This window comes from Amorphus coralli DSM 19760 (genome assembly GCF_000374525.1).
Taxonomy (GTDB): Bacteria; Pseudomonadota; Alphaproteobacteria; order Rhizobiales; family Amorphaceae; genus Amorphus; species Amorphus coralli.
On the sequence record NZ_KB894570.1, the window covers coordinates 751,084 to 768,003 of the forward strand.

The 16,920-nt window shown below is 67.5% G+C and carries 17 protein-coding genes; 10 read left to right on the top strand and 7 right to left on the bottom strand.

The window, feature by feature from the left end; genetic code table 11:
• Window positions 1–29: 29 nt before the first annotated feature.
• The 3 genes from C507_RS0103420 to C507_RS0103430 form a co-directional block, all read right to left on the bottom strand.
• Window positions 30–2,522: a branched-chain amino acid ABC transporter ATP-binding protein/permease gene (locus C507_RS0103420; protein WP_018698256.1), complete on the bottom strand. Its 2,493-nt coding sequence runs from the start codon at window positions 2,520–2,522 to the stop codon at window positions 30–32.
• A complete protein-coding gene (locus tag C507_RS0103425; protein WP_018698257.1) occupies window positions 2,519–3,394 on the bottom strand; it encodes a branched-chain amino acid ABC transporter permease in 876 nt (291 codons plus the stop codon). Before C507_RS0103425 ends, C507_RS0103420 begins: the two co-directional genes overlap by 4 nt.
• A gap of 79 nt (window positions 3,395–3,473) precedes the next feature.
• Window positions 3,474–4,670, bottom strand: coding sequence for an ABC transporter substrate-binding protein (locus tag C507_RS0103430; protein WP_018698258.1), 1,197 nt, complete (start codon window positions 4,668–4,670; stop codon window positions 3,474–3,476).
• 199 nt (window positions 4,671–4,869) lie between these two features.
• Here C507_RS0103430 and C507_RS0103435 point away from each other — a divergent pair, with 199 nt between their 5' ends.
• Entirely contained in the window at window positions 4,870–5,643 is a 774-nt protein-coding gene (locus C507_RS0103435; RefSeq protein WP_245559644.1) for a TetR/AcrR family transcriptional regulator, read from the top strand.
• 58 nt (window positions 5,644–5,701) lie between these two features.
• Here the strand turns inward: C507_RS0103435 and C507_RS0103440 are convergent, their stop codons facing one another.
• Genes C507_RS0103440 through C507_RS0103450 form a run of 3 tightly spaced genes read right to left on the bottom strand, consistent with a single transcriptional unit; the run spans window position 5,702 to window position 8,630 of the window.
• Entirely contained in the window at window positions 5,702–6,823 is a 1,122-nt protein-coding gene (locus C507_RS0103440) for an isocitrate/isopropylmalate dehydrogenase family protein (protein ID WP_018698260.1), read from the bottom strand.
• 41 nt (window positions 6,824–6,864) lie between these two features.
• Window positions 6,865–7,569 (bottom strand): GntR family transcriptional regulator, encoded by a 705-nt coding sequence (locus C507_RS0103445; RefSeq protein ID WP_018698261.1) that lies wholly within the window; start codon window positions 7,567–7,569, stop codon window positions 6,865–6,867.
• On the bottom strand, window positions 7,566–8,630 hold the full coding sequence (locus tag C507_RS0103450; protein ID WP_018698262.1) for a Gfo/Idh/MocA family protein: 1,065 nt from the start codon (window positions 8,628–8,630) through the stop codon (window positions 7,566–7,568). The genes C507_RS0103445 and C507_RS0103450 overlap by 4 nt, the downstream gene beginning before the upstream one ends.
• Window positions 8,631–8,804: 174 nt before the next feature.
• Between C507_RS0103450 and C507_RS0103455 the strand changes: the two genes are divergently transcribed.
• From C507_RS0103455 to C507_RS0103495, 9 genes are all read left to right on the top strand, one after another.
• Window positions 8,805–9,812, top strand: coding sequence for a tripartite tricarboxylate transporter substrate binding protein (locus C507_RS0103455; protein WP_018698263.1), 1,008 nt, complete (start codon window positions 8,805–8,807; stop codon window positions 9,810–9,812).
• A 75-nt stretch (window positions 9,813–9,887) separates the two neighbouring features.
• Entirely contained in the window at window positions 9,888–10,655 is a 768-nt protein-coding gene (locus tag C507_RS0103460) for a hypothetical protein (protein ID WP_018698264.1), read from the top strand.
• A 2-nt stretch (window positions 10,656–10,657) separates the two neighbouring features.
• Window positions 10,658–12,211, top strand: coding sequence for a tripartite tricarboxylate transporter permease (locus C507_RS0103465; protein ID WP_018698265.1), 1,554 nt, complete (start codon window positions 10,658–10,660; stop codon window positions 12,209–12,211).
• Window positions 12,208–12,495, top strand: a complete 288-nt coding sequence (locus tag C507_RS0103470) for a putative quinol monooxygenase (protein WP_018698266.1) — start codon at window positions 12,208–12,210, stop codon at window positions 12,493–12,495. Before C507_RS0103465 ends, C507_RS0103470 begins: the two co-directional genes overlap by 4 nt.
• A complete protein-coding gene (locus tag C507_RS0103475) occupies window positions 12,492–13,526 on the top strand; it encodes an aldo/keto reductase (protein ID WP_018698267.1) in 1,035 nt (344 codons plus the stop codon). The genes C507_RS0103470 and C507_RS0103475 overlap by 4 nt, the downstream gene beginning before the upstream one ends.
• Window positions 13,519–14,343, top strand: a complete 825-nt coding sequence (locus tag C507_RS0103480) for an N-acyl homoserine lactonase family protein (RefSeq protein WP_018698268.1) — start codon at window positions 13,519–13,521, stop codon at window positions 14,341–14,343. The genes C507_RS0103475 and C507_RS0103480 overlap by 8 nt, the downstream gene beginning before the upstream one ends.
• 5 nt (window positions 14,344–14,348) lie before the next feature.
• Window positions 14,349–15,608, top strand: coding sequence for a 3-oxo-tetronate kinase (gene otnK, locus C507_RS0103485; RefSeq protein WP_018698269.1), 1,260 nt, complete (start codon window positions 14,349–14,351; stop codon window positions 15,606–15,608).
• Window positions 15,605–16,246, top strand: coding sequence for a 3-oxo-tetronate 4-phosphate decarboxylase (otnC, locus tag C507_RS0103490; RefSeq protein ID WP_018698270.1), 642 nt, complete (start codon window positions 15,605–15,607; stop codon window positions 16,244–16,246). The genes otnK and otnC overlap by 4 nt, the downstream gene beginning before the upstream one ends.
• A 58-nt stretch (window positions 16,247–16,304) precedes the next feature.
• The gene (locus C507_RS0103495) at window positions 16,305–16,688 is read left to right on the top strand and encodes a methylglyoxal synthase (RefSeq protein ID WP_018698271.1); all 384 of its coding nucleotides are present in this window, start codon (window positions 16,305–16,307) and stop codon (window positions 16,686–16,688) included.
• Window positions 16,689–16,765: 77 nt separating this feature from the next.
• Here C507_RS0103495 and C507_RS22975 read toward each other — a convergent pair whose 3' ends face one another.
• A complete protein-coding gene (locus C507_RS22975) occupies window positions 16,766–16,918 on the bottom strand; it encodes a hypothetical protein (protein WP_018698272.1) in 153 nt (50 codons plus the stop codon).
• Window positions 16,919–16,920 lie beyond the last annotated feature (2 nt).

Below are 16,920 nucleotides of genomic sequence, written 5' to 3' on the forward strand. Positions count from 1 at the left end.
CAACGCGCTTGATTGGGGGATGAGAGGCATCAGGACGCCACGCTTGCGGCGTCGCCCAGGTAGGCCTCCTCGAGAAGCCGGCTGTCGCGGATCTCCGCCGGCGTGCCGCTGGACACGATGCGGCCGGACGACAGCACGTAGGCTCGGTCGGCGATGGCCAGCGCCATCTCAGCCATCTGGTCGACCAACAGGATGGTGGCGCCCTCGTCGCGCAGCCCCGCGAGGATGGCGTAGAGCTCCTCGATCAGCGCTGGCGCCAGGCCAAGCGACGGCTCGTCCAGCAACAGCACCTCCGGCCGCGCCACCAAGCCGCGGGCGATGGCCAGCATCTGCTGCTCGCCGCCGGAGAGAAGCCCCGCCCGTTGCGCCTGGCGCTCCCTCAGGCGCGGGAAGCGGTCGAGCATGCGCTCCACCTCGGCGTCCAGATCGGCCGGCGGACGCCCATAAGCACCGAGGCGGATGTTCTGCACGACGGTAAGCTCGGGGAAGACCTGGCGGCCCTCGGGAACCAGGACGAGGCCGCGCCGGGCAATCCGGTCCGCGCTTAGATGCTCGACCGCCTCGCCCCGGAAGGCGATGCGTCCGTCCACCGGGCGGTGCAGCCCGGAAAGCGTGCGCATCAAGGTGGATTTTCCCGCCCCGTTGGCGCCGAGCACGGCAACCAGCTCGCCGCTGGCAATCGACAGGTCGAGGCCATGCAGGACCTCGCTCGCCCCGTAGGAGGCCGACAGGCCTTCCACCGCCAGCGCCACCTCGCCCGCCTTCACGAAAGCGGTGCGGGCCGGCATTGCCGAGGCCCCTTCGCCGAGATAGGCCGCCAGAACCCGCGGGTCCTGGCGCACCACGGCTGGTGGCCCCTCGGCGATCTTCGCACCGGAATCGAGCACCAGCACGTGATCGGAGATCCCCATCACCAGGCTCATGTCGTGCTCGATCAGGATGACGGTGAGCCCGGCATCGGCAAGCCGGCGCAGGAGCCTGGCGACATGCGCGGTGTCCTCATCGCCCAGGCCCGCCGCCGGTTCGTCGAGGAGCACGATCTCCGGATCGAAGGCGAGCGCCCGGGCAATCTCGACCAGGCGCTTGTCGATGTGGGCGAGTGTTCCGGTGAGGGCACGCAGATCGCCGCGGTAGCCGACGAAGGCCAGCAGTCCCTCGGCCTTGCGCCGGCGCTCCGGTGTTTCGAGCGACGCGCCGAGATCGCGCGCCGTCACCCGACCGCCGACCATCGCCATCAGCAAATTGTCCAGCACGCTCATATGTTCGAAGAGCTGCGTCGTCTGGTAGGTCCGGGCAACGCCAGCCCGCGCCACCTGGTGCGAGGGCTTGCCGGTGAGGTCCTCATCGCCAAGCAGTACGGTGCCGGTGTCGGGCGCGTAGAAGCCGGCGATCAGGTTGAGAGCGGTGGTCTTTCCCGCGCCATTCGGACCGATGATGCTGGTCACGCAACCCGGCTCCGCCGTGAAGCTGAGACCGCGCACCGCCTTCACCCCGCCGAAGGAGATCGACGCGTCGTCTACCACCAGCCGGTTTCCGCTGGCCGCGCGCGACGGAAGGACCGGGTCCCCCTCGTCCACCCTCGTGGCGGCTTCGGGCCGGAAGCGCCGCCACTGCGCCAGGACGCTGCCGACGATGCCCCGCGGGGCAAGACGCAGCACGACGAGCAGCAGCACGCCGACGAAGAGCAGCTGGTACTCCGCCAGCGAGGAGAAGGCCTCCGGCAAAAGCACGATGATCACCGCCCCGATGACAGGCCCAAGGATCGTGTCGGCGCCACCGATCATCACCACGAGGAGGAACAGGATCGATTCGAAGAACGGGAAGCTTTCCGGGCTGATGAAGCCGCTCATGGTGCCGTAGACACCGCCCGCCACACCGGCGAAGACGGCCGAGAGCGCAAACGCGACGCAGCGCAGCAGGATCGGATTGAGGCCGATCGACTGGGCCGCGACCTCGGAATCGCGCAGCGCACGCAGGGCCTTGCCCCAGGGGCTCTTGCTGATCAGCGCGTAGACGACAAGCGAGACCAGCACCAGCACCAGGACGAGGAGTGCAATCTCGCGCTGGCTGAAGCTCTCGCCGAAAAGCTGCGGCGGACGGATCCCCATGATGCCGTTCCAGCCGCCGGTCAGCCCGTCGAGCTCGGCCGCGCTCTGCTCCACGATGAAGCCGAAGGCGATGGTGATCATCGCCAGGTACGGCCCGCGGACCCGCAGGGCCGGCACCGACAGAAGGCCGCCGGCCAGACCCGACAGGACCCCCGCGATCGGCAGCGCCACCCAGAAGCTGAGGCCGTGGTCGACGGTGAGGATCGCCACCGTGTAGGCGCCGATGGCATAGAAGGCGACGTGACCCAGCGAGATCTGCCCGGACATGCCGACCAGGATGTTGAGGCCGATGCCGACGATCGCGGTGAGGCCGACCTGCGACAGGATGTAGAGCTCGTAGCCGTTGCCGGTAAAGATCGCGGCGAGCGCCAGGGCGACCAGCAGGCCGCCTGAGAGGAGATGGATGGGTTTCATACCTTCTTGACGCCCGCACGTCCGAACAGCCCTTCGGGTCGCAGCGCGAGCGCCACGATGACCAGCGAGAAGGCCGTGATCTGGGTGTAGGTGGAGCCGAAGCTCGCTGTGATGAGCGCCTCGGCGACGCCGTAGAGCAGGCCGGCGCACATGACGCCCCAGGGGTTGGTGATGCCCCCCAGGATGGCCACGGCGAACGCCTTGATGCCGAACATCGTCCCCATGGTGGAGGAGATGGTGAAGAGCGGTGCGATCAGGATGCCGGCGACACCGGCGAAGAAGCCGGACATGGCGAAGGCAACGGAGACGGCGACACCGACATTGATGCCCATCAGCCGCGCGGCCGCCTCGTTCTGAACGACGGCAAGCATGGCGAGGCCATGGCGCGTGCGCCGGGCGAAGACGGTGAAGGCAATGGCGAGGCCGATGCCGACCAGCGGGATCAGCACCTGCTGCGGCTGCACCCTGACGCCGGCAACCGAAAAGGTGTCGGTGATCAGCGAGGTCGGCGGCATGCCGCGCGGATCCCGCCCGAAGGTGAACAGCACGACGTTGTCGATGACGATGCCGAGCGCCACGGTGGCCATCAGCCAGGCCTCGGAGTTGCGCCGCACGAACGGTCGCACGGCGATGCGCTCGACCGCGACACCCCACAGCGCACAACCGACGAGCGCGATGGCGATGGCGATGGGCGCTGGCCAGCCCAGCGTCACCCAGAAGGTGAAGCACAGGACCGCGCCGAGCATCATGGTCGAGCCCTGCGCGAAGTTGACCGTCTTCGAGACCACGTAGGTCACGTAGAAGCCGAGCGCGAGCAGACCGTACATGCTGCCGAGCCCAAGGCCGGTAATCAGTGCTGAAAGGAAAAGCATCGGTGCTCCGCCTGACGCTTCGCGCGATGCGAAGCCTGGAGGCAGCCGGGCGACGCGCGCCGCCCGGCCGGGGTTCGCTTCACTCGGTCGGAACGACCTTGTCACCCTCGTAGTGGACCATGACGTAGTCGTCCGGCCCCAGGGCGTCGTGGTTCTCCGGGGAGAAGGGCTTCTCGTAGGTCTTGATCAGACCGACATAGGTGCCCTGCAGGTCCTCCAGCGCCTCACGGATGGCATCGCCGTCCGTCGAACCGGCCTGCTCGATCGCCATGGCGACGAGGTGCATGGCGTCATAGGCGTTGGCGGTACCGACCGGCGAGAACACGTCCTCGGGGCCGTCGATCTCGGAATATTTTTCCTTCAGCGTCCCGAGCACCTTCTCACCGACTTCGCCCTGGTCTCCGAAGAAGGAGTAGGTCTGCACGAAGTGAGCCTCGCCCGCGGTCGGGCCGGCGAGCTCGGGGAAGCGGCCGCCGGAGATGCCCCAGTGGGAGACTACCGGCACGTCCCAGCCCATGCGCTCACGCGACTTCATCATCTGCGCGCCGGGAGGGGCGTTCACCACGAGGATGATGGCTTCCGCCCCGGCGTCCTTGAGACGGGTGAGCTGCGGCGTCATGTCGACGTCGGCGCCCTCGAACTTCTCGATGCCGACGATCTCGACGGCGTCGTTCTCCTCGTCGGCCGCCACAAGGCCCTTCTCGTTGGACTCGCCCCAGGGGTTGTTGATCAGCATCAGGCCGACCTTGGTGGCGCCGAACTTGTCGTTGGCGTAGTCGAGCAGCTTGATATCAACGAGCGCATCGATGGCGGAGACCCGGAAGACGTAGTTCGGATCGGCGCCGTTGCGGGTGATGCCGGTCGCTGCGGCCCAGACCGCCATGAACGGCGTCTTTTCCTGGTTGGCCAGCGGCGCGATGGCCAGCGACACCGGGGAATCGATGCCACCGAAGAAGGCCGCGACGTCCTCGTTGAAAATCAGCTCGCGGGCGGCGATCAGCCCTTTCGGCGGCTTCGATTCATCATCACGCTGGATGAGCTCGATCATCCGGCCATCGAGCAGGCCACCTGCCGCGTTGATCTCGTCGATGGCGATCTGCAGACCGCGCGTGATCGCTTCTCCCGACTGGGCGGATGCGCCCGAGAGAGCGGCGACATGGCCGAGCTTGATCGGATCGGCGGCAAACGCCGGTCCCGCCGGCATGGCGTAGCCGAGTGCGGCGATGGTCATGCCGAACGCGGCCGGCAGCAGTCTGAGCCTGGAGGGTGTCTTCATGTCGGCTCTCCCCTTGCAGATGGATGGGCACAGGCATGCATGCGCCTGCTGGACGGGGAGACATGTGCAACGGGCGGGCCAGAGCAGCGAAGAATGCGCGAAGAAAATCGGCGAGACGGCTCGTTTCCCAGGCTGTAAGCAAATTTTTACATACGTTGCCGCTCATTTGTGCTCAGGTCGGGACCATGCTTTGAAGCGCGTGCGCGGCGACGGCTTGGTCAAACAGGCACCAGATGCCTCATTTCAGGGCAGCGGCGCGGAATGCATCGCATCGACCGGACCAGCGATCGGGGGTTGGGATTTGGTGACGACGAGAAAGACGAAAGCGCCACGGCGCGCGCCCCACAAGCGCGATGCCGAGGCCACGCGGCAGAGAATTCTTGACGCGGCCCGACACGCCTTCGCACAGCACGGCCTCAGCGGCGCGCGCATCGACCAGATTTCCAAGGCCTCTGAAGCCAACGTGCAGATGATCTACCGCTATTTCGGCGGCAAGGAAGAGCTGTATCTGGCGGCGCTGGAAGACACCTACGCCCGCATCCGCGCCATGGAGCGGCAGCTCGACCTGGGCACCCTCCCCCCGGAAGACGGAATGCGCCGGCTGGTCGAGTTCACCTTCGATTACCTGCGCGACAACCCCGATTTCGTGGCCATCATCCGCAACGAGAACATGGCCTCGGGCCGGTTCGCACACGCGCTGCCGATGGTGTCCGACACGACGCTGCCGCTGCTGGAGGCCATCAACGACCTCGTCGCCCGCGGCCGCGCCAGCGGCGTGTTCACGGTCGACATCGAGCCTGCGCAGCTCTACGTGACCATCCTGTCCCTGTGCATCACGCACCTCGCCCAACGCCACACACTGTCGGCAATGTTTCAGCGCGATCTCGGCGACGATGCCTGGCTGGCCGAGCGCCGCACGCACGCGGTCGATGTGGTGATGACCTATCTGACCGCGCCGCGGCCGACGTCGTAGCGCCCGGTTCCGGGTTACTTGTCCTGGGAACCGCTGGCGCCGGTCCGGGCGGTACCGGTCAGAACCGGGCCCGCGTCTCCCGTTCGCCGACGAGATCGACGATCGTTCGCGTCACGGCCTCGGTGCCCATGTCCCCGCCGAATTCCATCGGGCGAAGTCGGTTTTCCTCGAAACCCCGGGCAACCGCCTCCTCGATCAGCAACGCGCCCGTCGCGAAGGCCTCGCCCCCGGTGCGGTCGGCCAGGTAGTCGAGCATCAGGGCACCGGACAGGATCGCGGCGCAAGGGTTCGCCTTGTCCTGGCCGGCGATATCAGGCGCACTTCCGTGAGCGGGCTGGAACAGGCCGAGCTCATCGCCGATCTCGCCGCACGAGGCCATGCCCATTCCGCCAACCAGCGCCGCGGCGAGATCGGAGAGGATGTCGCCGAACATGTTCTCCATCACGAGGATGTCGAACTCCCACGGCCGGCGGATCAGCTCAAGCGCCTGGGCGTCGACATAGTTGTAGCCGGTCTCGATGTCGGCAAACTCGGCTGCGACCTCATCGAAGATCTTCCGGAAGAAGGCCATCGACGTGAACACGTTGGCCTTGTCGACGCAGGTGATGCGGCCCGGCGAGCCGCGCCGCTTGCGCTTTTCCGCCAGCCGGAAACCGAACCGGTGCAGACGCTCGGTCACGTCGCGAGAGATGCGCAGGGTCTCGAAGACCGCGCTGTCTCCAACCACTTCCGCCCGCTTGTGCACGGCGGCGGAGTAGAACAGGCCCTCGGTGGATTCCCGCAGGATCACCAGATCGATCCCGGCGGCGCGCGGGTCGGCCAGGCGCTTCGGTGCGTTGGCATATGCCTTAACGGGGCGTACCCCGGCATAGAGGCCAAACCGGTCGCGCAGCCTGAGATGCGGCGAGATCTCCGTGCCGTCCGGCCAGCGGATGTGCGGCAGCCCGATGGCGCCCAGGAAGATGGCGTCCGCCTCGCCCGCGGCTTCCTCGCCCCCCGGCTGGATGTCGGCCCCGGTCTCCGCGTAATAGGACGCGCCGGCCGAGATGGGTACGAGGTCCAGGTCGAAGCCGCCGACGATGCCGCGGGCAGCCTCCACGACGGCGAGCGTTGCGCGGGTAACGTCGATGCCGATTCCGTCGCCTTCAATTACGGCGACCTGCGCCTTGGCCGTGGTCACGGGGCTTGTTTCCTCATTTATCGTTGGGATGGAAGGACGCCTCAGAGCGCGCTTAGTCCGTGGGTGGCGATGAGGCCGATCATCAGGTTCTTGGCCGCGACACGGTGGTCGCGATGGATTTCCCGGGCGCGGTCCGCTTCGCCCGCAGCGATCGCATCCACCAACGCCCTATGATCGGCGTTGGACTTGTAGGGCTTCGGCCGCATGTGAAGCGTGAGAAGCCGGGCCCGGTGGACCTGGTCTGAGTAGGTCGCGACGATGGATATCAGGCGCCGGTTGCCGGTCATCGCCACGAGCTTGCTGTGGAACGCGTGGTCGGCCTCGGCCCAGGCGGCCCGATCATCGTCCTTCAGAGCCGCGTCCATGTCGTCGGTGTGGCTGCGCAGCTCGGCGATATCGTCCGCCTCCGGTCCCTTTCGGGCAACATCGTAGGCGGCCAGCGATTCCAGCTCGGTCAGGATGGAATAGATCTCCTCCATGTCCGCGACCGACAGCGGCACGATCTTGATGCCCCGCCGCGGGATGACCTCCACCAGCCCCTGGCCTTCCAGGATAATGGCCGCCTCCCGCACCGGGGTGCGCGACATGGCCAGAAGCTCCGCCAGTTCGCTCTCCAGATGCATCGACCCGGGCAGGAGCTTGTTGGAAATCACCATCTCGCGCAGCAGAACGGTCGCCTTGCGGGTCTGGGAGGGGCGCTTCTCCGCCCCCTCGTCGAGCATGGACCTGAGCCTGGTTTCGATCATGGCGCATCGGGCTCCAGCGTTACGGTGCATCCCGTTTCGGCAGAGGAATAGACGGCCTCCTCGATGCGCTGGTTGCGCAGATAGGACGGGGCATCGTTTTCGATCGGCGTGCCGTGCAGGAGATGATCGGTGACGTGCTTCTCCAGCGCGAAGACGCAGCCCCCACCGAACTCTCCCTGCCGGATATCGACCGGGATCCCTTGCCATTCCGTCGAACCCCGGGCCCTGAAGCGAACCGCGCCGTAGCCATCGAGCGTCAGCACGCCCGCGCTGCCCTCAACGAGGCACTCGCCCATGGTCAGCCGCGTGTTGTCGGCCGGATGGTCGACGAGCCGGTTGCCATCGAACAGCGCCCGGCGCCCGTCGCCGTAGCGGAACACGATCAGGCCGCTGTCCTCGCCCGCGATATGGGCGTTGAGCCGCCTCAGGTCCGCCCAGACCGCCTCGGGCTCCCCGAATAGGAAGCGAAACGTGTCGATCCAGTGGACCGCCGTCTCATGCACGAGGAAGCGCGGCATCTTCTGGAAGTAGGGCTGGCGCGACAGGTAGGCATCGGCCCCCTGCCCGTCCCCCGGCCTCAGCCGGAAGCTCACCTGGTAGAGCTCTCCGATCCGGCCGGAGGCGATCTCGTCGCGGATGACCCGGTACCAGGGCTGGAACCGGAAATTCTCGTGGACCACCACCAGTGCACCCGCCTCCGCGGCAAGCGCGGTCGCGCGGCGCGCCTCTGCAGCCGTTCCGCAGAAGGGTTTCTGGCAGACGATCGTCTTCACGCCGTGCGACAGGGCCAATTGGATCAGCTCGGCATGGGTCGCGGGTGGCGATGCAATGTCGAGTATATCGGGCTGAACCTCGCGCAGCATCGCGCCGGCATCGGTGAAGACTCGCACGCCTTCGGCGGCAGGCTTCAGCCCGGCCAGCAGCGTTTCGGCCTTGGCCGCGTCCAGATCGCACAACGCCTCGAACCGGGCATCCGGGTTCTCGATCCAGCCCGCAACATGGAAGGCCGAGAAGTAGCCGGCCCCGATGGTTGCGACCCGGATCGTGGAAGCCTCTGCCATTGCGTCCTCTCCCTTGCGCGGCCGCGAGCCGCCCGATCGGCCGCCCCCGTCCAACTCTTGTGCTGGTAGCCCAAAACAATGGCGTTGACAATGTATACGTTAATGCATACCCAATTTTGGATCAGCCCCGCACTCGACGCAAGTTCGGGGCAGCCTGATGGGAGGAAATCGGGAATGACACGTTGTAGGACTGCCTTCGTCGCGGCTGCCGCCGCCACTCTCCTCGTCGCCGCGCCCGCGGCCGCTCAGGAATATCCGTACCGTGACATCACGGACGTCGTCGTCTGGGGTGCCGGCGGCGGAACGGACTCCATCAACCGCATGATCATGGCGGAGATGGAGAAGGAACTCCCCGTCTCCATCTCCGTGACCAACCAGACCGGCGGCGTCGCCGGTTCCAACGGCATGGTCTACGTGCTCAACCAGCCTGCCGACGGCTACACGCTCGCCGGCATTTCCGAGTCCAATGTCACCGCCTCCGTCCAGGGCGGCTGGGACAAGACCTTCGACGCCTGGTACCCGTTCATCGTTGGCGGCTCGCCGGACCTGATCTCGGTTTCCGCGGACGCGCCTTACAAGACGCTAGAAGAGCTGATCGACGCCGCCAAAGCCAAGCCGGGCACCATTCCGGCCGCTGCTTCGGGCTCAGGCTCGATCCATCACCTCAACCTGCTGGCACTGGAAGACGGCACCGGCGCCACCTTCAAGTTCGTGCCCTATGGCGGCTCCGGCCCGGCTCAGGAAGCCGCCGTTGCCGGCGAAGTTCAGGTGATCGTGACCTCGCTTGCCGAGCAGCAGGGCCTGATCAAGGGCGGCAAGATCCGTCCTCTGGCCATGCTGACCCCGGATGCCGCCACCATCGACGGCACCGAGATCCCCTCGGCTTTCGCCGCCTATCCGGGCCTGGACAAGTACCTGCCGCTGAAGCAGGCGATCGGCTTCGCCGTGCTGGCCGATGCGCCGGACGACGCCAAGAAGACGCTGACGGAAGCCTTCAAGAAGGCGATGCAGGCGGACGCCGTGCAGAGCTGGGCCAAGGACAACTACTATGACCTGTCCGGCCTGGCGGGCGACGAGGCGAGCGCCGTGTTCGCCAACCTCGAAAGCAACTTCGCCTGGACGCTCCACGAACTCGGAGCCGCGTCCGTCGATCCGGCGAAGCTCGGCATTCCCAAGCCGTAACCGCTCGCTCATGTTGTGGCCGGCCGGGCGTCCCGCGCCCGGCCGGACTGCCTTTTCCGTTCCCGGAGTAGCGTCATGCACGATCGTGCGGCCTTGCGTCGGCAGGACTTCTGGACCGCACTTCTTCTGGCGGGACTGAGCCTCTTCTTCCTCTGGAAGACATCTGAGATTCCGTTCTTCCGCGCCAACGCGGCAGGCGTTGAGTCCGGCCGCTGGTACAATTCCGCGGCCATCGTCCCCTATGCCATCTTCGCGACCATCCTGGTCCTGTCGCTCGGCCTGCTCGTGACCGCGATCCGCCAGGGCGGTGCACCGTGGCTCCGCCGTGCCGTCACCGCCGACGCCGAGACCGGCGGTTTTGCCCGCCTGTGTGCGGTGGCTGCCATCATGCTCTTCTACATCTTCGCGCTGGTTCCGAGGGTGGACTTCACCATTGCCAGCGCGCTGGTGCTCCAGGCGCTCATCTATGGCTTCCACGAGACGCGGGCGCGCGCCACGGCCATCGCGGTTGTGGCGGTGGCCATCCCCGCTCTCTATGCGCTGGCAATGCATTTCCCGCGCTCCGAATGGAACACCCCGCAAGACGATGACTGGATCACGCTAGCGGCCTTCGTGATCCTCGCCGTCGTGGCCCTGGTCGAGACGCGGCTCTGCCACGGCCGCCTCGACAAGGCCATCGCGATAGCACCCGTCCTGTCCGTCCTGGTGCCGTTCCTCCTCGTGATCGCCATGGCCTTCGGCTTCCGCCAGAACGTGCCGAACCGGACCGGGCTCCTCTTCAAGCAGGTCGAGTACCACTACTACGTCACCGTGAAGCCCTGGCTCGCCGGCAAGGGGCGCTGACCATGATCGATTTCGTCGTCCAGCAGTTCGCGGTCTTCCTCACCCAGATGTCGGCCCTCGCGCTCGACCCGGTCACCTATCTCTATCTGTTCGGCTCGGTGGCGCTCGGCATCGTCTTCGGTGCCCTGCCCGGTCTGACGGCGACCCTCGCGGTCACCATCCTGACCGGCTTCTTCGGCAACAAGTTTCCGGTCGAGCAGTCGCTGATCGCCCTCATCGGCGCCTATGTCGGCGCCATCTACGGCGGTTCCTACCCTTCCATCCTGCTCAACATTCCGGGCACGGCTGCCTCGGCCGCATCCGCCCTCGACGGCTACCCGCTGACCCGTCAGGGTCGCGGTGGCGAGGCGCTCGGCCTGACCACCACGTCGTCCGTCATCGGCACCCTGATCGGCACATTCTGTCTGCTGATCTTTGTCTGGGTTCTGCTGGCCGTCGCCCAGAACATCGCCTCGCCGGAGAAGGCGCTGCTGGCCCTTTTCGGCATCCTCGTCTCCGGCACGCTGATGAGCTCCGACCTGGTGGTGAAAGGCTGGATCGCCGGACTGATCGGTTTGGCGATGGCCATGGTCGGCCTCGACCCGATCCTCTCTGAACACCGCTACACGTTCGGCTGGTCCTATCTCCTGAGCGGCTTCCTGGTGGTTCCCGTGCTGATGGGGGCATTCGCCATCCCGCAGATCATGACGGGGCTGCGCACCGGCCCGGTCTCCGGACGCCCGCCCCAGGTGGGCCGCATCGTTCCGCACTGGCGCACCATCTCGCGCAACATGCCGACGATCGCGCGCTCGGGCTCGCTGGGCGTTGGCATCGGCGCCCTGCCCGGCGTCGGCGAGGACGTCGCCGGCTGGGTCTCCTACGGCGTTGGCAAGAGCTTTTCCAAGGAACCCGAGAAGTTCGGCCGCGGGTCCCTGCAGGGGCTTCTTTCGGCGGAAACCGCCAACAACGCCTGCATCGGCGGCGCGCTCATTCCGCTGCTGGTGCTCGGCATTCCCGGATCGCCGCCGGCAGCGGCCCTGCTCGGCGCGCTGATGATCAACAACGTCACGCCGGGCCCGACCATCGACCCGGACCTGATCGTACGCATCGTCGCGATCCTGGTGCTCGCCTCCCTGGCAACCTTCGCCCTCGGCCTGTTCATGGCCCGGGTCTTCATCTCGGTCCTGAAGGTGCCGCAGACGATCTTCCTGCCCGTGGTTCTCGTCCTGACCACGATCGGGTCGTTCTCGGTCGGTGGCGGCATCAACGACCTCTTCATCATGGTCATCGTCGGCCTGTTCTCCTACGCTCTCATCCGGATGGAATACCCGATCGCCCCGCTGGTCATCGGCGTCATTCTGGGCGGCCTGTTCGACGAGAGCTTCCGCCGTGCGATGCTGGTGTCCGACGGCGACCTGTCGGTCTTCGTCACCCGTCCCGGCGCCGGCATCCTCCTCTTTCTCAACGTCCTTCTCATCCTCTCCCAGGTGCCGCCTGTCCGCCGCGCCATGAAGCGCCTGGTCGCACGCGGAATTTCAGACGCCGGCGCCTCCGACCAGCCCGGGAGCCCCTCATGACCTACTGTGTTGCCGTGACCTTCCGGTTCGAACCGGACGCGCGCGAGTCATTCATTCGCCACGTCCTCATCCAGGCGGAGGAAAGCCTCAAGGAGCCCGGCTGTCTCGTCTTCGACGTGTGGTGCGATGGCGAAAACGCCAATGAGGTGTTTCTCTACGAGGTCTACGATGATCGCGCCGCCTTCGACGCGCATCTGGCCTCCGATCACTTCCACGCGTTCGACGCGACGGTCGCGCCGCTCCTTAGCGCCAAGACCGTGCAAACCTGGGATAGCCGCCTATGACCCGCCTCAAGCATGTCGCCCCGTTCGCCGGTCACCGCCCGGTGGCTCGCCTGTGCCTCGGCACGATGACGTTCGGCGCACGCACCGACGATGACGAGGCCGGCCGCATCCTGGAGACCTACTTCGCGACGGGCGGCAACTTCGTCGACACCGCCGACAGCTATGCGGGCGGCGAATCGGAGCGGATGCTGGGCCGGCTTCTGCAAGACAGGCGCCGGGACGTAGTACTGGCCACGAAGGTCGGCAACCCGACGCCGGACACCGACGGCAGCAGCGGGCTCGCCGGCGACCGCATCCGGCGGGCTGCAGAGCATTCGCTGAAGCGCCTGCAGACCGAGCGCATCGACCTCTACTATCTGCACCTGGAAGACCCGACGGTGCCGCTGGAGGAGACGGTCGCGGCCGTGGGAGCGCTGGAGCGCGAAGGGCTCATCGGCGCCTGGGGCTTTTCCAACTTCCGCCCCTGGAAGATCGCCGAGATGGTCCGGCTCGCCGACGAGCTCGGGGTGGCCCGGCCCCGCGTCGCCCAGCCCTACTACCATCTCCTGAACCGGCGCATCGAGGCGGACTACCTGCCCGCCTGCCGTCATTTCGGCATCGGCGTCGTCTCCTATTCCGCGCTGGCACGCGGCGTGCTCACCGGCAAGTACCGGGACGGCACCCCGGCCGATTCCCGCGCGGCCCTCGGCGACAAGCGCATGATCGAGACGGAGTTCTTCCCGGCGACCCTGGAGCTCGCAAACCAGGTCACCGACTACGCCACGGAGACCGGCCGGACGCCCTCCGCCCTCGCCCTCAACTGGGTGCTCGCCAACGACGCCGTCCACGCCGCACTGGTGGGCCCGCGCACGCACGAGCAGCTCGTCGGCTATCTTGAGGCCTACGACACGGCCTACACGTCCGCCGACGAGGAGATGCTGAGCGGTCTCTGTCCCGCCGGCCATTCCTCGCCCCCCGGCCACAACGACCCGCGCTATCCCATGGACGGCCGCCACACCGCGTTCGCGACCGGACCGGCCGACCATGAGTGAGGTCTACGAGGTCCACGCCCTCAAGTACGCCGAGCGCAACGCACGCACCCGCGCGGACTCCTTCCTGTTCGACGACGACCACGCCGCGCCCCATGCGATGGACTATTTTCTCTGGGTGCTGCGCAGCGACCGCCGGACCATCGTTGTGGACACCGGCTACGACACCGACGAGGCCCGCCGCCGCAACCGGCCGATCCTGATGGATCCCCCGTCGGCGCTGCGGCTTGCCGGCTTCGATCCCGACCGGATCGAGACCGTCATCCTCACCCACCTCCATTACGACCATGCCGGTGCGCTCGACCGGTTTCCCGCGGCCACCTTCCACCTCCAGTCCGCAGAGATGGCCTACGCCACCGGCCCCTGCATGTGCCACGGCACGCTGCGCATGCCGTTCACGGCCGACCATGTCTGCCAGATGGTGCGCCACGTCTACTCGGGCCGGGTGGTGTTTCACGAAGGCGATGCGGCGGTGGCACCGGGCGTCGAGGTCCTGGCCGTCGGCGGCCACTCGCGCGGGCTTCAGGCGGTCCGCGTCATGACCGCACGCGGCCCGCTGGTCCTCGCCTCCGACACGTCGCACTACTACGAGAACTTCCTGACCGGAAAGCTGTTTCCGATCGTCGTCGATGTCGAGGCGATGCTCTCAGGCTTCGAACGGCTTCGCGGCTTCGCGGACCGGCGCGAGCTGGTCATTCCGGGGCACGACCCGCTGGTTCGCGCGCTGTTTCCCCTGGTCAGGGACGATCCGTCCGGAGTCGCGCTGCACCGGCTCGACGCGGAGCCGCTGCGCCCGCTTCCCTCGTTCGCAGCGGAGTAGGCCTCATGCTTCTGGGATGCATCGGCGACGACTTCACCGGCTCGTCGGATCTTGCCAATACGCTCGCCAAGGGCGGGATGCGGACCATCCAGTATTCCGGAGTGCCGGCGGGTTCCGCCTCCGCCGACGTCGAGGCCGGCGTGGTGGCGCTCAAGTCGCGCACCATCCCCGCCGACGAGGCCGTGCGCCAGTCGCTTGCGGCACTCGACTGGCTGATGGCGCAAGGCTGCCGGCAGATCGTCTTCAAGATCTGCTCCACCTTTGATTCCACCGAGCGCGGCAACATCGGACCGGTGGCGGAAGCCCTGGCCGATGCGCTGGGGGCGGAGAGCGTCGTCGTCTGCCCCGCCTTCCCCACCGCCGGACGCACCGTCTACCAGGGCCACCTGTTCGTCGGCGACAGGCTCCTGTCGGAATCCGGCATGGAAACCCATCCGCTGACACCCATGCGCGACGCGGACATCCGCCGGGTGCTGACCAGCCAGTCGCGGAGCCCCGCCGGCCATGTCGCGCATGCGATCGTCCGCGCCGGCCCGGATGCCATTGCCGCGGCCCTTGCAGACGAAGCCCGGGCCGGCCGCCGGCTTGTCGTGGTGGACGCCATCCATGACGAGGACCTCGCCACCATCGGCCGCGCCGCCCGCACCGCCCGGCTTCTGACCGGCGGATCCGGGGTAGCGCTGGGTTTGCCGGCGAACTTCGCCGACGAAGGCCTTCTCGCCGACACGACGCCAGCCTGGACCGGGATGGACGGCCCCGCCGCGGCTCTGGCGGGCTCGGTGTCCAGGGCAACGCGGGGCCAGGTCGAGCGCCACATCGAAGTCGGCCTACCGGCCCGTGCGCTGTCGCCAGATGAGATCATGGCCGGCACCGTCACCGCCGACGAGCTCGCGGGCTGGGCCCTGGCGCAGACCGGCCTGCCGCTGATCTACTCCTCCGCGGACCCGGAGGCCGTCGCCCGGGCCCAGGCGGCACATGGCGCCGACACGCTCGCCGGCACGATCGAACGGCTGATGGCGGACACCGCCCGGGCGCTGGTGAAAGCCGGTCTGACGCGGCTCGTCTGCGCCGGAGGCGAGACCTCGGGGGCCATCGTCTCCGGCCTCGCCATCGCCTCCATGCGGATCGGGCCGGAAATCGATCCCGGCGTGCCCGCGATGATGGCCGAGGGCCGGCCGCTGGCGCTGGCGCTCAAGTCCGGCAATTTCGGCGGCCCCGATTTCTTCGAGAAGGCCGCACATATCCTGGGAGGCTCGCACGCATGAGCGAGGAAGCGACACTGCGCGAGGATATCTGCCGCTTCGCTCAGTCCCTCTACGCGCGCGGCCTGACGCACGGTTCCACCGGCAACATCTCCGCCCGGCTGTCGGACGGCTCGGTGCTCATCACGCCAACCGGCTCCTCCTTCGGCTTCCTCGACCCGGCGCGCCTGTCGAAGCTCGACGCCTCCCTCGCCTTCGTCAGCGGTCCGAAGCCGACGAAGGAGCTGCCGCTGCACAGCGCTCTCTATCGCACCCGGCACGAGCGGGCCGGTGCCGTCGTCCATCTTCATTCGACCTATTCGGTGGCGCTCTCCATGCTGCCGGACACCGATCCCGACGACGTGCTGCCGCCGCTCACGCCCTACGCCATCATGCAGCTCGGCCGGGTGAAGCTGCTGCCCTACTTCCGGCCGGGCGACGACGCGATGGGCCGGGCTGTCGAGGCGCTGGAGGGCACCCGCAGCGCCATCCTTCTCGCCAACCACGGGCCGGTGGTGGCCGGGCGCGACCTTGCCAGCGCGGTCTACGCGACCGAGGAGCTTGAGGCCTCGGCCCGTCTCACACTCCTGACGCGTGACATGAAACCGTGCCCGCTCTCGTGCGATGCTGTCGCCGAGTTGCGGGCCCGGCATCCGGACTGATCCGGGCCCCCGGACGCCCCGAGACTGAGTTTTTCGCGCGACGCGCCAGGAGACGACCATGACCGAGCCGGAGCGACGCGGGACGATCGCGCTGATCGCGCACGACGGAAAGAAAGCGGAGATGGTCGACTGGGCGCGGGCCTGCGAGGCGCAGCTCGTCGGCTGGAAGATCGTCGCCACCGGCACCACCGGGCGCACCATCGCCGAGGCCGTGCCGAGCCTCCACATCACCTGCCTGAAGAGCGGCCCGCTCGGTGGCGACCAGCAGGTGGGTGCCCTGATCGCGGAGGAGGTGCTGGCAGCGCTGATCTTCTTCATTGATCCGCTGTCCGCCCTGCCTCACGATGTCGACGTGAAGGCGCTGACGCGGCTGGCGACGGTCTACGATCTGCCGCTGGCCTGCAACCCCTCCACCGCGACCCTCATCATCAAGGGCCTCTGACACCCGCCGGTTCGCGGCGCGGCACGCCTGGCCTGCATCCGCCGGGCGGACCCGGAAGCGGCGCTTGCGGCTTGCCCTCAGACCCTCAGCGTCAGCCGTCCGGTGACCGCGTTGTCGGAGAGGCCCAAGCCGAACTGGCTGTCATCGGCGACGCCCAGGGTGGCGCTGGCAAGGCACAGCGTCGAATGCGCCACCTCGGTCGTGTCACTCTGGATGCTGAGCGCAGCCAACC